Annotated in this window: 10 protein-coding genes; 2 read left to right on the forward strand and 8 right to left on the reverse strand. The window is 55.3% G+C overall.

The features are described 5' to 3' along the window. Positions 1–70 precede the first annotated feature (70 nt). Positions 71–313, forward strand: coding sequence for a helix-turn-helix transcriptional regulator (locus VFE46_05955; protein ID HZZ27534.1), 243 nt, complete (start codon positions 71–73; stop codon positions 311–313). A 42-nt stretch (positions 314–355) separates the two neighbouring features. Further along, positions 356–586 (forward strand): hypothetical protein, encoded by a 231-nt coding sequence (locus VFE46_05960; protein ID HZZ27535.1) that lies wholly within the window; start codon positions 356–358, stop codon positions 584–586. Between the two features lie 6 nt (positions 587–592). On the opposite strand, the gene VFE46_05965 is transcribed toward VFE46_05960, so the two are convergent. From VFE46_05965 to VFE46_06000, 8 genes are all read right to left on the reverse strand, one after another. Beyond that, positions 593–874, reverse strand: a complete 282-nt coding sequence (locus VFE46_05965) for a hypothetical protein (GenBank protein HZZ27536.1) — start codon at positions 872–874, stop codon at positions 593–595. 174 nt (positions 875–1,048) lie between these two features. Beyond that, complete coding sequence (locus VFE46_05970; protein HZZ27537.1) at positions 1,049–3,046, reverse strand: thiamine pyrophosphate-dependent enzyme; 1,998 nt, start codon at positions 3,044–3,046, stop codon at positions 1,049–1,051. A gap of 58 nt (positions 3,047–3,104) precedes the next feature. Continuing rightward, positions 3,105–5,096 (reverse strand): 2-oxoacid:acceptor oxidoreductase family protein, encoded by a 1,992-nt coding sequence (locus tag VFE46_05975; GenBank protein HZZ27538.1) that lies wholly within the window; start codon positions 5,094–5,096, stop codon positions 3,105–3,107. Positions 5,097–5,499: 403 nt separating this feature from the next. After that, positions 5,500–6,855 carry a glycoside hydrolase family 71/99-like protein gene (locus VFE46_05980; GenBank protein HZZ27539.1) on the reverse strand — a complete coding sequence of 452 codons (1,356 nt, stop codon included), beginning with the start codon at positions 6,853–6,855 and terminating at the stop codon, positions 5,500–5,502. Between the two features lie 5 nt (positions 6,856–6,860). Next, positions 6,861–7,604: a hypothetical protein gene (locus VFE46_05985; protein ID HZZ27540.1), complete on the reverse strand. Its 744-nt coding sequence runs from the start codon at positions 7,602–7,604 to the stop codon at positions 6,861–6,863. A 16-nt stretch (positions 7,605–7,620) separates the two neighbouring features. After that, positions 7,621–11,070, reverse strand: a complete 3,450-nt coding sequence (locus tag VFE46_05990) for a multidrug efflux RND transporter permease subunit (GenBank protein ID HZZ27541.1) — start codon at positions 11,068–11,070, stop codon at positions 7,621–7,623. Positions 11,071–11,094: 24 nt separating this feature from the next. Further along, positions 11,095–11,361 carry a hypothetical protein gene (locus VFE46_05995; GenBank protein HZZ27542.1) on the reverse strand — a complete coding sequence of 89 codons (267 nt, stop codon included), beginning with the start codon at positions 11,359–11,361 and terminating at the stop codon, positions 11,095–11,097. 107 nt (positions 11,362–11,468) lie between these two features. After that, positions 11,469–15,125 (reverse strand): multidrug efflux RND transporter permease subunit, encoded by a 3,657-nt coding sequence (locus VFE46_06000; GenBank protein HZZ27543.1) that lies wholly within the window; start codon positions 15,123–15,125, stop codon positions 11,469–11,471. Positions 15,126–15,138: the final 13 nt, after the last annotated feature.

A 15,138-nucleotide genomic window follows, 5' to 3' on the forward strand; every position in this document is an offset into this window, starting at 1 on the left:
ACACGGTTGATACAATGTTGTTGTCGCATCCTGCAATTGCCATCAGCCCTATTTCGCATCGCCCGCACCGATGAAAACCATCGATGTGTTACTGGAAGAATTTGACATTACACTCGCTGAGCTGTCAGCGCAATCCGGCTTACCAATCGAGCGAGTGGCGGCCATTGCCGATGGCCGTTGGACTCCCAGCCCTGCTGAGCGAGAAAAACTAGCCATCGCTTTAGGAGTGGGTGTGACCGACATCAGTTGGGGACACACGATGAATCCACGCAACGTGCGGTACCATCGATTTGGATTGAAAGAGGATTTTTGATTTAGCTTTGAAAATCGGCCGGACCGAACGAAAGGCGCTACCATGCCACAAACCGTCGCCGAATTGTGCATTGCTCAAAGCGTCAGCTTAGAGAAATTGGTGGAGGACTCCGGCTTGGAGGAGCAGCGTGTAAAAGCAATTTTACTGCGCCGCTGGACTCCCAGCCCCGCTGAACGGCAAAAGATTTCCACTGTGTTCAACCTTCCGGCCGACGAAATCGTATGGGGCCACGCCACGCCCATTCAACATCTTTACGGCCACGGCCCGGGCTAGCATGGTTCATGAGCGCAAGCCAGCACGCGGTCGAAAATCCGCTTCCAAATCACCTTCGGTCGGCGTTAATCGCGTCAATTCGACCAGCCCTTCCCGGCCATCGTCAATACGCAACAGATATTGCCGCTCCAGCTCCAGTTGGCTGCCGTGCTGCGAAGACAACCGCAACTTGCCGGACAATAACCATGCCCTGGAATTCACTGCTTGCTCTTCCTGCTCGATCCGCCCTTGCAGCTGGCGCAAGGCCATGCCGCCGATTAATAACTCACCTCGCTCGAACGCGTGCATATGGGATCCTCCCGACAAAAATGACGAATGACGAATGACGAAACCCAAATGACAAATGACGACAAAATCTCAATGACGAGGCAATTCGTGCTTCGTCATTCGGACTTCATTTAGACATTCGTCATTTTTTTGTTTGCCTTCCACCTCACGCTGTGCCTGATGAACAAATGCTCGTTATTGCTGCACAATAATCCCCTCAGCCAATCCAGCGGCCAAAACTTCCGGCGTAGTGCGAATTTCGGTATCGTCGTCCAAAGACAATACCAGCGGATGGAGCGATTCCACTGTACCATTAACCCATACGCTGGCCCGCCGATCGCGATACTTGATTTTCGTGCCGATAGCCAATCCGGAAGCCATGGCGCCGTTGGATAATTTACCAACCCCATTCCCGCTATTTACAACTTTTGATGCGGATGCGGCGGGAACTGCAGGCTTTTCAAACGGCGCTTTTGTCGCCGAAGGCTGTATTGCAACCGCTGTGCCAGCGGCCAATTTTACACGTGACGTTATCGCTGCCTTTCCGCCTCGCACTCCGGCCAATTCCTGCAACAATCGCCAGTTTTCCAGCCGATCTGCTTTGGCTCGCAACAGTGTTTCGCTGGGATTGCCTTCTTTATCAAAATGCTTGCCAAAACGACCCTCGCTCCGGGCAAACTCAATGAAATCGACTACTTCGCCGGTCTTGGGATTGGTCCACCAATCTTCCGAAACCGCCGGATTGCCTTGTAATGATAGCCGCTCTCGAAGCATATCGCCTTTGCGCGGATCGTAAATTAATAATGGGAAGGCGCGAGAATCGACCGCAAGCCGAGCCTGATCAGTGGCCATATTGTCGGCCACACCATGTTCTGGCTGGCAAGTTGTGAAGCAGCAAATCAGCGCCGGTCCGTCGAACGCCAAGGCATCTAGCACGCAGCGGTAAAAGTGATTAACGTGCGCACACGTGGTTTGCGCCACAAAGGTGCGCGGATGCATCATCGCAATTTGTGCAATTTCCTTGCGCCGCTCCTGCTTGCCGGCGATAACCTTGCCATGCACGCTCATCTTTGTGTTCTGGCCGGTGTAGCTGGATGTGGATGCCTGTCCGCCGGTATTGGAATACACCTGCGTATCCAGCACAAAAACTTTGATGTTCATGCCTGAAGCGAACAAGCGCGATAGGGCCTGGAAGCCGATGTCGAACATCGCTCCATCACCCCCCAGGCACCACATGGGCTTATTACCCCAACCCATTTGATCCCACCGCGAACGCACTCCCATGGCCATGGCAGGCGCGTTTTCAAACAACGAATTGGTCCATGGCACCAAATACGGATTGTATGGATACGTGGACGTGTACACTGTGTTACAGCCTGTGGCGGCCACAATGGCCCAATCATCGCCGTATTTAGCTCCGGTGGCAGCGCACATCATCCGCAGTGCTGTCCCTTCGCCGCAACCGGCGCAGCTGCCTGCGCCGCCAGTATAGATGTGCGTTTGCTCCTTGAGCATCATATCGATCAGCAAATTATCGCTGATATAGCGCGGATCGGAGGGTCCCACCTCCTTGAACCAGCGATGGCTCTTTCGCACATGTGTCATCACCTGCTCGGTCTTGGGAATCATTTTCAGTGCCAAGTCGTCGCACACAGTCACACACTCGGCACACCCTTTACACTTGCTGGGATCAATCATGATCGAAAACAGGCCCCCCTCACCCACTTTCTTGGCCGGGCCTTCGTAATACTTACGTGTTTTGGACCACTGGCTGCGAAAATCTTCCCGTTCCTGCGGATCGCTAATGGCGGCCACGCGCTTGTCAAATTCGCTTTCGCCCAACACTTTGCCCAAGATGGCAGTATCCGGACACAACGTGACGCAATCCATGCAGCCGGTGCAATTGCTGGGAATGTATTCTGGGATGTCCGGAGCGATGTAGCTGAAATCACGCAGCGTAGCCGTGCCCGCGGGAATGAGTGATCTGGCGACCGATAAATCGGCCGCCAATCCTTTTTCTGCCGTACCTTCCTCATAGGAGCGAATGATTCGCTCATTGAAGTCATTCACGTCGAGAATGGGAAGTTTAACCATTTTATATCCGCTATCGACCAGCGTGCCGTAACTGTTGTTGTTGTACGGATCGCGCGGATTGGCCTCATTCATCGAAGGAACTTTTTCCACAGTAGCCATAAAATATCCTTTGAAACCTTTGGTTTTTGAAGTTTATTTGAGAATTGTAATTTGTGTTTTACACCGCAACTGCGTCTTGCATCATTTCCTGCAGCACTTCGTGCAGTTCCTGGTAACCACGCATGACGCACTTCATGTTGTCTTGCACAACTCTGTCGCCGCGTTTGCCGAAGTATTTTCGCAGCGCTTTTTCCACACCGGCATAAACTTGTTCGTCGCTCATGCCGCTTTGTCGACCATAGGGCGTGAGCTTGAGGAACGCGCCCAACAGCACAATACCCTGCATGCGCATTTGCAAATCGGCCACCGAGGCTACTTCGCGGGCAATTTGCACCATGTCGGCATAAAACACCCGCAAGTGCTTGTCGCGGATGGTACGTCTATGATGGTCGGGAATGCGCTGCCACACGTCGTGGGGTTCGGTATAGGTCGATTGCATCACAATTGCCCCGCCATCGACCAGGCCTTCTAGCGGATTGCCGCTGAATAATGCCGTGGTGTCGTTCAGCACGACCAGGTCAACGTATTCCAATTCGCTGTGCAAATAAATGTGCCGGTCGGCAATGGAAAGGTAATATGTGGTCGGCAACCCTTTCTTTTCTGATCCATATTTTGGATATGCCTGCACGTCTTTGCCAAACACGTCGCCGCCAATCGTGGCGATGACTTTATTCGTCGTCACCGACCCAAAGCCACCAATACTGTGCCCGCGCATGGAAAACGTGCCCGATTCGCGCAAATCGGGGTCTTCGTTTACTTTCAGAGCCAGCGCATGATCGATGCCCACGCAAAAATAATCCTGACCGTCTTCTTGCATGTTCTCGACCACGGCAATAATGTCGCCCGGCCGCACGTCACGGCTTCCTAGTCCGGCTGCGCCGGAATAAATTTGCGGAATCTGCTCGATTTTTTCCAAGCCGTTTTGCCCCGTCACGGCGTCGCAAAACGCCGCTTTAATTTCCCGCGTCAAATGGTTGCCCGTGGTCGAAAGCGGGTCGTCCATTCGTTCCAGTACGGTAAAGGCTTTGCAGTGCTGCAAGGCACCCACGATCTGTCGACTGGGGAACGGCCGGAAACAACACACCGTTAAACACCCGACTTTAATGCCCCGTGATCGCCGCAGATAATCAACCGTGGCTTCGCACGTTTCCATGTAACAACCCATGCCGACGATGATGTATTCCGCATCTTCGCAACGGTATGGCAATACAAAATCGTACCGCCGCCCGGTATTTTTGTAGAACACGTCGAATGCGTCGCGCAATGCCGGACCCACCCGGTCGTAATACCAACGTTGGGCAATCTTCCCCTTCATGTACGAATCTTGGTTTTGCACCACGCCCGACATTATCGGGTTCGCTGGATCCATTAAATTCACCAGCTTTTCCGTTGGGCTGCCGACGAATTGCTTCATGAACTCCGGCTCCGGCAAGCGTACTTTTTCCACGGTATGGGTCGTCAGAAAACCGTCCTGCACGTTAAAAAACGGCGTAACTGAGGATTCCGCGGCACGCCGGCAAATGAGACATAAATCGCCAGCTTCTTGAGCGTTGCGGCCAAATAGCATGCCCCAACCGGAATCGGCCACGCTCATCAGGTCGTCATGGCCGGCGTGCACGTTCAATGAATGGCTGGTTAAGGCCCGCGCGCCAATATTCATAACCACCGGTAAGCGTTTGCCGGAAATGGTGTACAGCACTTCTTTCATTAGCACGAGGCCCTGACCCGACGTAAAGTTGGTCACGCGGCCACCGCTGGCGGCAAAGCCCTCGCAAAATGAGGCCGCCGAATGCTCACTTTCCGGTTCGACGAAAATCAGCACGTCGCCCCACAAATTCTTCCAGCCATTCATCACGGCATTGTTGTAACCTCCGCCCATCGTCGTCGAACTGGTAATCGGAAACGCTCCGGCCCCTTGTGTGACACGAATCTCCACATGCACGACAGCCTCCGCGCCGTCGCAGGTGGTGGGAATGCCAGGAAACGGAACCTGTTTGCCGTTTTCGCTGGTCGACGCAACGCCACCGGTTTCATTGGAACGGATGACCATCGTCATGATCTCCCGAGAAAATAGAATTCCGCGCTGATTGCACACTTTGATCAGGCAGTGATCAAGCGCCGGATAAAGTCAGCACGCCGCACGCAGCCGCTCGCCCATAAAAAACGTGGGCGAGTAGTTACGTCAAACGACCCAAATTCCTAATCAACGCGCCTTGCGGCTTATTCCTCGCTTGGCGCGGTGTACTCGGTTGCAACGAAAGGAACTGCGGTCTCGGTCGTGCGAAGCGGACGAACGTGGCAATAAAGAAGGAAAGAAAAGATTTGCCAAAAGGAAACCACGCTCGAACGGGTCCATTGCCAATAAGATATGAGATTTTCGAGATGCTGTCAAAGATCAGCCAGTAGAATTCTTGGAATTCCATCGCCGCATACGCTAGATGCCTACTTCCAAATCATTGTCGGCCACCTTGCCTCATGCCAACTGTTCGTGTCGGCGGCGTAATTGATGTGGGAATTTCACCACGCAACAGTTTGCCTCCCGTCCCCACAAGCCACAAATAGTGATCGCTTGGCAACCCTTCAAAAGTCAGAAACTGGCTGTCGCCGACCGGTGGATCGTTCGTGCACTTGAAAATGGCCGTTCCTTCATCCATTTCGTCGAACATGGCCTGATAAATCATCGTGGCTCCCGCTTCACGGGCATCAACGTACTGTCGCCACAAAAACTCTCCCTTTAGCCGCGGAATTTGGTCCGAAGGCGATTTCGGGTTCATATTATGCCAACTGAAACCCGGAAAGACGACCGGCAAATAGTCCTTCCCATGGTCATGGCACCAATTTAGATCGGGTTGCAAATCATGAGCAGCGTGATGGTCAACGCCATCCAACGTTGAATACCGCCCAACGGTCCACGGGCTGATGATGTCAGCTTTCAACAGTGTGGCATGTAAAGCAGGGTCGGGAATGGTGTCACGGTCCAGCGTTCGCCAACCCGTCGGCACACCCACCATCACCTTGTTGCCACCGTATTTCGGATCGTTTTCGAGAAAATCGAGCAGCCGACCGCAATCATCCAGCGTGTAAGCTCGATGATCATTAAAACCAATGCCCCACACAGCGATAACCGGCTTACCCCCATGATGCAAATACGCACGGTCGTTGGCATCCCGACCCAAATGCATTTTGTCGACGAGCAATTTCCAATCGTCGATCGCATATTGAATACCGCCGGCTTGTACTCCCGACAGATCATACATCACGGCATAGCAACGGCCGTATCGATTCGCTCCCTCGCGGCAGGAATTTAACACTGCATTGCAATGCCGCAAATTCACAGGCGAGATAGTTTCCACGACAAACCGTTGCACAAACACGCCATCCAAGCCATATTGCTGCATCCATTGAAAATGCCGCAACACCGTTTTCGGTTGATCGGCGCTATAGACATATGCCGGGCTGCCATCGCTATAAGAAAACCGCGTGATAAACTTCTCGTCGGCACCCAGTTCGCTGACGTCGGGCCAAAAATCAATATTGCACCGCCCCGGCCGAAATTCTCCGTGCGATTCATAATGATGCCATCCCAGGCCCGAAGAATCGCCCGCGCAGGTAAACCAACCCTGGTAACCAGCTATTACTTTCCCGGTCAGAGTGCTGCAATCGACGCCGGTTTCGCTGGCGCCATGGTACGGCTGCATGGCGCTGACGACTTCATCCCGCGTGAACTTTGGTTCCGCCGCGATCGCGCTCAACGAAACCAAAATCTGCGCCAGAATCAGCGCTGCAACAAAACGGGAAGCGCGGATCATTCGGCTCATCCCATGCGAAACCGTCGCAGCGACGATCCGGAAAGCACCAACATCATCGATAACATGATCATATAGATCATCGACCGAAAATTTGCCCCTCCAAAAATTGCAACCAAGCTGATCGCCGCAAAAACCCACCCCGCCGCTTGAGCAAACCAGCCAATGCCGTGCATGATGCGAGCACCTCGGCGGTCGCTCGGCCGCCGGCCGACAATGGGTTCCTGCACGGCCGATAAATCGCCGATCGCTTTGCCCATGTGGTTGGAAATTTGCGTCGCAATTTGTTGTGCGTCCGGCCATAGCATTCCCGGGAGAATGAATTTTCCTGCAGCGGTATACAGAACAAATTCCTCCTGCACTCCGCCGGGCGCCAGCATGTTCGTCAAGGCGAAGGGCTGAATGCCGGCAACTTCATTCCACGCCAATCTCACGCGGCGCATTCGCCGTATTGACCACATCGAAAATCGATGAGCATACATCTCCAGGCCGTCTTCTCTAATGGCTACATGCGCTCGCCATATTCCAATCCCCAAACTCATCAGCCATAGACTGAACCATGTCAGTGGGTCAAGGAATACCAGCATTGCTAAGGCACTGGAACGCGCCAAGTTGAATGGCTGCTTGTTTTCACCGGTAATTCCCCAAGCCAAGAGAATTCCCAAGATCAACGTCATTAATCCGAAAATAACCGGAGGCCAACCTTTGGAGCGGTAGGGATGAAATCTTGATACGGCGGTATCGGTTTGCATCCCTCAAGTTTACCCATCAATGGACTCCCGTCTCAACCACAGTTAGCACGGCGGCTTCAACCGGCCGTTGAATCAGCGGCTTCGATTGGACTGGGGGCAAAGGATGATCTTTCGACTCTTGCGGTTCTCGCGGTTCCGAATCTTCTTGATCGGTATCGTACCACCGCCGGATGCGCCGAGTTAAATCGTTTATTCCTTCAATCACATAGAAGAATACAGGCGTTAGAAAAATGCCGAACAGGGTCACTCCCAACATTCCGCCAAACACGGCGGTTCCTAAAGTGCGGCGCATTTCCGCCCCGGCCCCCACCGAAAGCACCAATGGCACCACGCCCAAAATAAATGCAAACGATGTCATCACAATCGGCCGCAACCGCAAGCGGCACGCGGCCAGGGTCGCGTCAAACCGAGTCATTCCGCCAATGCGCCGGGCCCGCGCGAATTCCACAATCAAAATCGCATTTTTGCAAGCCAATCCAATCAACACTACAAACCCAACTTGCGTGAAAATATTAATATCGAGGTTCGCAAATAGCACCGCCGCAATGGAACACAGCAAACACATGGGCACAACCAAAATCACGGCCAGCGGCAGCGACCAGCTCTCGTATTGCGCCGCCAGCACTAAAAACACGAGCACCACCGCCAGCAAAAATACCATCATCGCCGTGTTGCCGGTTTGTAATTGCAATAGCGCCAGCTCAGTCCATTCGGAGCGCATCGACCAGCTTAAATTCTTGTTCACCACATTCTGCATCAGTTCGATCGCCTGGCCCGAGCTAACGCCTTCGTCGGGGCTACCATTAATCGCCGCGGCCGGATACATGTTGTAACGATTCACCAGCGCCGGCCCGGCAATGTCGCGCACTTGGGCAAACGACCCGAACGGCACCATGCCGCCTTTGTCGGTGCGCATTTTCAGTTGCTTCAAGCCGTCGATCTCCTGGCGGAAATCTTTATCTGCTTGTACGTTCACCTGCCAGGTGCGGCCGAACTCATTGAAATCGTTGACATACAGCGAGCCTATGTAAACTTGCAGCGTGTTGAACACTTCGGCCATCGAAATGCCCAATGTTTTGGCTGCCGTGCGATCGATGTCCAAATACAGCCAGGGCGTGTTGGCACGGAAGCTGGTGAACAAATCTCGCAGACCCGGGGTGCGCAAGCCGTCAGCCACGGTGGCGTCGGCGACATCTTGCAGTACCTGCAAGCCACCGTTGCCTCGATCTTCAATCATCATTTTGAAGCCGCCGACATTGCCCAGCCCTTCCAAAGGCGGCGCGCCAAGAACTTGAACTATCCCTTCCGAAACATCGCTTTGCAGGCGGTCCTGCAGCCGGGTACGAATGGCTTCCGCTGATAAATCTGGCGACAGCCGATCGTAAAAATCGTCCAACATCACGTACATGGCTCCAAAGTTGGGCGAGTTCGCGCCGAGTAATATCGATTGCCCAGAAATGCCTACGGTGTGCTTCACGCCTGGAATTTTCTTGGATTCTTCCTCCATTCGCTGCATCACTTGCTCAGTGCGGCCCACCGAAGCGGAATCGGGCAGCTGCAAATTCACGACCAGGTAGCCCTTATCCTGCGAGGGAATGAATCCTTTGGGGGCGATGTTAAATCCGGCGTACGTCAGATACAGCAAGAATCCGTAGGCCGCCAGCGCCAACACCGAAACCCGCAGCAGCTTGCCGACGGTCCACGTGTAGAATCGCGACGTGTAATCGAAGCCGCGATTAAACCATCGGAACGCGATACCCAGCAGTTTGTTAAGCGGCCACGCCACAATGCCGCCGGCAATCGCGCCCAACGCGGCGCCAATCCAAGGAGCAACTGCGGGAGTAACCTCGATCGGCAAATTCTGGCCCGCTGCGGCAACCCAATTCGATAAAAACTCCCAGCCCGCCCAAGCTCCGGAAAGCACAAATACGAGCCACGGCAGCGGAGGAGCGGCGTGTTTATCGCGCGGCCGCAACAGTAACGCGGTTAGCGCGGGACTAAGGGTCAGCGAATTGAACGCTGAAATTACCGTCGATACAGAAATCGTCAGCGCAAATTGCCGGAAAAACTGCCCCATGATGCCGCTGATGAAAGCGCACGGAATAAATACCGCGCTCAGCACCAAGCCCACGGCGATGACCGGGCCGGACACCTGCTCCATGGCCTTAATGGTGGCGTCGCGCGGCGATAGACCGGTTTCAATGTGATGTTCCACCGCCTCGACCACCACAATGGCGTCGTCCACCACAATGCCAATCGCCAGCACCAATCCGAACAGCGTGAGATTATTCAGGCTGAAGCCCATGGCCGCCATCACGGCAAAGGTGCCCACAATTGCCACCGGCACGGCAATCAGCGGAATAATCGCCGACCGCCAGTTCTGCAAGAACACCAACACCACAATCGCCACCAAAATCACGGCGTCGCGCAACGTTTTGTACACTTCGCTAATCGATTCATCAATAAACGGCGTCGTATCATACACAATCGAATAGTCGAGCCCTTCCGGGAAGCGGCTTTTCAAATCGTCCATCTTCGCCCGCACGCGCCGGGCAATTTCCAAGGCATTCGAGCCGGGCAATTGATAAATCGACAGCGCCACCGAAGGCTTGCCATCCAGACGGCAGGTTTGATCGTAGCCTTGGGCGCCCAATTCAATGCGGGCCACGTCTTTCACCCGCACAATGCGGCCCGAGGCGTCGGCCTTCAAAATCATGCCGGCAAATTCCTCGGGATCGGCCAACCGGCCCATGGTCGAAATGGTGTATTGAAATGTTTGCCCCGATTTCACCGGCGGCTGGCCAATTTGCCCGGCGGCCACTTGCGTATTTTGCTGCTCAATGGCCTGCACTACGTCGTTGGCCGAAAGATTAAGCGTCGACATTTTTTCCGGGTCCAGCCACAGCCGCATGCTGTAATCGCGCTGGCCGATGTAGGCAATGTCTCCCACGCCCTCCAAGCGGGCCAACTCATCCTTCAATTGAATGGTGGCGTAGTTGCTCAAATACAAGTTGTCACGCCTGCCATCGGGCGAAAACAAGTTCACAATCATCAACGTGCTGGGCGATTTTTTCTTCACCGTAATGCCGCGGCGCTTCACCAAATCGGGCAAAATCGGCTCGGCCAACGCCTCGCGGTTTTGCACCAGAACTTGGGCCATGTTCAAGTCGACGCCGTTGTGGAACGTAACCGTAAGCACGTAGGCGCCGTCGTTGGTGCATTGCGACGACATGTACAACATGCCTTCCACGCCCACCACTTGCTGTTCAATCGGCGCGGCCACGGTGTCGACCACCACTTGCGCGTTGGCCCCGGGATACGTGGCCGAAACTTCAATCGTGGGGGGCGTAATCAGCGGATACTGCGCAATGGGAAGCGTGAACCGCGCAACGCTGCCGGCCAACGTGATGATGATCGACAGCACGCTGGCGAAAATCGGTCGATTAATAAAGAACGTCGAAAACATAAGCGTTGATCACGATTGCTCGATTTATCTTCCCTGGGGAAATGTTTTTTCAGTTGTGTGTCCAGGATTTTTATTTTCCGGACAGAACGGGAGTGTTTTGTCCGTCAACCACCGCCGCAGACTCGGAAAATCTGTCACTTCGCGATTCCAGCGCCTGCCAATACGGCCGGCATTTACGTCCGCCGGTGCGCGTTTTCGCACCATGGTTGTCAGCGCGCGGGCTTTTCTGGGGCGGCCCGCGCACCACGGAATCACCTGGGCAGCGTTCGGAATCGGATCGATGTCATGCATAAATATGTTCATCTGTACACTAATCGGCCTAGTATGCCATTCGCCGGGCGGTATGGCAAGGGAAAATTGGGCCAGCGCGTCATTTTTAATCGCCTCGTTCGCATTCGCTAATCTTTCAGTGCCGGATTACGTGGCGCCGGATCATGCAGCGCCGGATCGCGCAGTGCCGGATCACGCGGAGGATTGTCCACCACAGATGTCGGCCGTCCATTCACTGCACTCAACGTATTAATTCGCGGCGGCGGGCCCACGACGGTTGAAGGGCCGACGACAGTTGACGGACCGCTAACGGGCGGCGGATTGACGACGGTCGTCGAACTCGCCACGGGCCGCGCTGGCTTAGGCCGCGCGGGCTTCGGCGCTGCTAATTTTCGCCGCTCCCACCAGCGCATCGTGATTTCTCGCGCCGGCCGGAGTGTAATTACCCCCAGCGAAAAGCGCCCCACTATCCGCATCGCCCAGGAAGCAAACAGCGGCGTGCCTCCCAGCCAATCGATGGTCGAGAAGAACACCGGCGTCAGGAAAATGCCGAACAGCGTCACTCCCAGCATGCCGCTGAACACGGCGGTCCCCAGGGTGCGGCGCATTTCCGCCCCGGCCCCGCTCGCCAACATCAGGGGCAACACGCCCAGGATGAACGCCAGCGAAGTCATAATAATGGGACGTAACCGCAATCGGCAGGCTTCCAGCGTCGCCTGTCGGCGCGATTTCCCGGCTTCGCGCTGCCGCTTGGCAAATTCGATAATCAAAATCGCGTTCTTGCTGGCCAACCCCACCAGCACCACAAACCCAATCCGCGTGAAAATGTTGATATCCATGGCCGCCATGCGCACGCCAATAATCGCGCTGAGCAAGCACATGGGCACAACCAATATCACCGCCATCGGCAGCGACCAGCTTTCGTACTGCGCGGCCAGCACCAAAAACACCATCACCACCGCCAATCCGAACAGCACCATGGCGGTGTTGCCCGCCAATAATTCCAGATACGCCATGTCGGTCCATTCAAACGTCATGGTGGCGGGCAATTCGGTCTTGGCCGCGCCGGCCATCATGTCGATGGCATCGGCGGAACTGACACCCGGCAAGCCGGTGCCATTGACAGGCGCCGACGGATAACTGTTGTAGCGCGAAATCAAGAGCGGCCCATTCACCGGCGTAATGCTGGCCAACGAGCCTAGCGGCACCATTTTTCCCTGGTTGTTGCGTACTTCCAGCCGCGGCAAATCTTCAATTTGGTTGCGGAACTGCGGCTCGGCCTGCACAATGACCTGCCACGTGCGGCCAAACAAATTGAAGTCGTTCACGTACAACGAGCCCTGATAAATTTGCAGCGTGTCGGCAAAATCGCGCAGCGTGACCCCTTTTTCCATGCACTCGTGAACGTCGGGGTCGATTCTCAACTGCGGCACGTTGGCCCGAAACGGCGACGGAAACACCATAATTTTTCCCGCGTTTTGCTGCTGCGCACCGGCGACCAGCTTTTCGGTTTGTTCCTGCAATTGGTGCGGCCCCAAGTCGCCGCGGTCTTCCACCATCAGCATGAATCCACCCGCCCGGCCCACGCCGCGGACCGGCGGCGGCGGGAACACCATCACTTGGGCATCGTAAATTTTGGCGGCGAACTGCTGCGTGAGCGAAGCAATGATTTTATCGCTCGTCAAGTTCGGATCGCGCCGCTCGGAATAATCTTTCAAGCCGATGAACACCGATCCAAAGTTCGATCCAAACGCATTCAACACGAACGACAAGCCCGTGATGGCCGAAGCGTGCTTGACCCCCGGCGTGTGCTGGGCAATATCGCTAATTCGGTTCATCACTTCCTCGCTGCGCTCCATCGAAGCGGAGTCGGGCAACTGCACGTTGCACAGCAAGTAGCCCATGTCCTGGCCGGGAATGAAGCCTTTGGGCGTGTGCTCCAAATCATAATTGGTCAGGTACAACAAGGCGCCGTAGCCCACGAGCACAAACGGCGTCAACCACAGCAGAATCCCCACCACGAACGAGTACACCACGCTCAGCCCGTTAAACAATTGGTTGAAGCCCGCAAAGAGCAGCGCCAACAGTCGATTCAGCGGCCAGCAAACCAGCGCGCCCGCCACGGCGCCCAGTCCCGCGGCGACCCACTGCAGCACATCCTGGTCAAAGCCGTAGCTACCCAGCCAGGGCGCCACATGCGGGGCCAAATAAGTCCAGCCCAGCCATCCGCCGGCAATCACAAACGCCGGCCAAGGAAGCGGCGGGGCACTGTGCTTTTTGCGCGGCTTTAACAATAGCGCCGCCAGCGCCGGGCTCAGTGTGAGCGAATTGAACGCCGAAATTACGGTGGAAACTGAAATCGTCAACGCAAATTGCCGAAAGAATTGCCCCGTAATGCCGCTAATGAACGCGCAAGGAACAAACACCGCGCTGAGCACCAGGCCGACCGCAATCACCGGCCCGGAAACTTGCTCCATGGCTTTAATGGTTGCCTCGCGCGGCGCCAGGCCCAATTCAATGTGATGCTCCACCGCCTCGACCACCACAATGGCGTCGTCCACGACAATGCCAATCGATAGCACCAATCCGAACAGCGTCAAATTGTTCAAGCTGAAGCCCAGGGCTGCCATGGCGACAAACGTGCCGATAATCGCCACGGGCACGGCTACCATGGGAATCAGCGACGACCGCCAATTACGCAAAAACACCAGCACCACCACGGCCACCAAGGCCACGGCGTCGCGCAGGGTTTTGAACACTTCGGTGATCGATTCCCGCGTGTAGGGCGTGGTGTCGAAGGCAATTTCCCACTGCACGTCCTTGGGGAAGGTCTTTTCCAACTCGTGCATTTTGGAAATGACTTGGTCGTAAGTTTGCAGGGCGTTAGCGTCGGGCAATTGAAACACGGCCAAAAACACCGTCGGCTTGCCGTCCAGCTTGACGTCGACATCTTCATTTTTGGAGCTCAGCTCCACGCGCCCCACATCGCGAATGCGCACGGTATGGCCGCGGTCATCGGATTTCAGAATGATGTCTTCAAACTGCTGCGCATCGGCGAGCCGCCCCAGCGTGCTCAGCGTGATTTCAAAATCTTGCTGACTTTGTGTGGGCGGCGCGCCAATCATGCCCGTGGCGACTTGCTGGTTTTGCTCGCGAACGGCCTGCACCACGTCGCCGGCGCTTAAATTTCGGGCGGCCAGCTTGTTGGGATCGACCCAAATGCGCATGCTGTAATCGCGCTCGCCGAATAGCTTGACGTCGCTAATGCCATCCAGCCGAGAAAGCTCGTCCCGAATTTGCATCAGGGCGAAGTTGCTGAGATACAACTGGTCGTACCGCTTTTCGTCGCTGGTGGTGATGGCCAAGCCCACCAGAATATCGGGCGATTGCTTTTTCACCGTGACGCCGGTTTGGCGGATGACATCGGGCAGCGAAGGCAACGCTAAATCGACCCGGTTTTGCACCAGCACCTGGGCCATGTTCAAATCGATGCCGTGGCGGAAGGTGACGGTGAGCGAATAGGAGCCGTCGTTGGTGCTGTTGGACGACATGTAATACATGCCTTCCACGCCGTCGACTTGCTCCTCGATGGGGGCCGCCACCGAAGTGGAAACATCTTTGGCGCTGGCCCCCGGATAATTGCACGTGACCTGAATGGTCGGCGGCGTAATCATCGGGAATTGCGCAATCGCCAATTGAAACACGCTGATGGCGCCGGCCAAGGTGATGACAATGGACAGCACCGAGGCGAAGATCGGCCGGTCGATAAAAAATCGAGAAATCAAGTTCGCCTCGCTT

Source organism: Pirellulales bacterium (assembly GCA_035656635.1).
Lineage (GTDB): Bacteria > Planctomycetota > Planctomycetia > Pirellulales > JADZDJ01 > DATJYL01.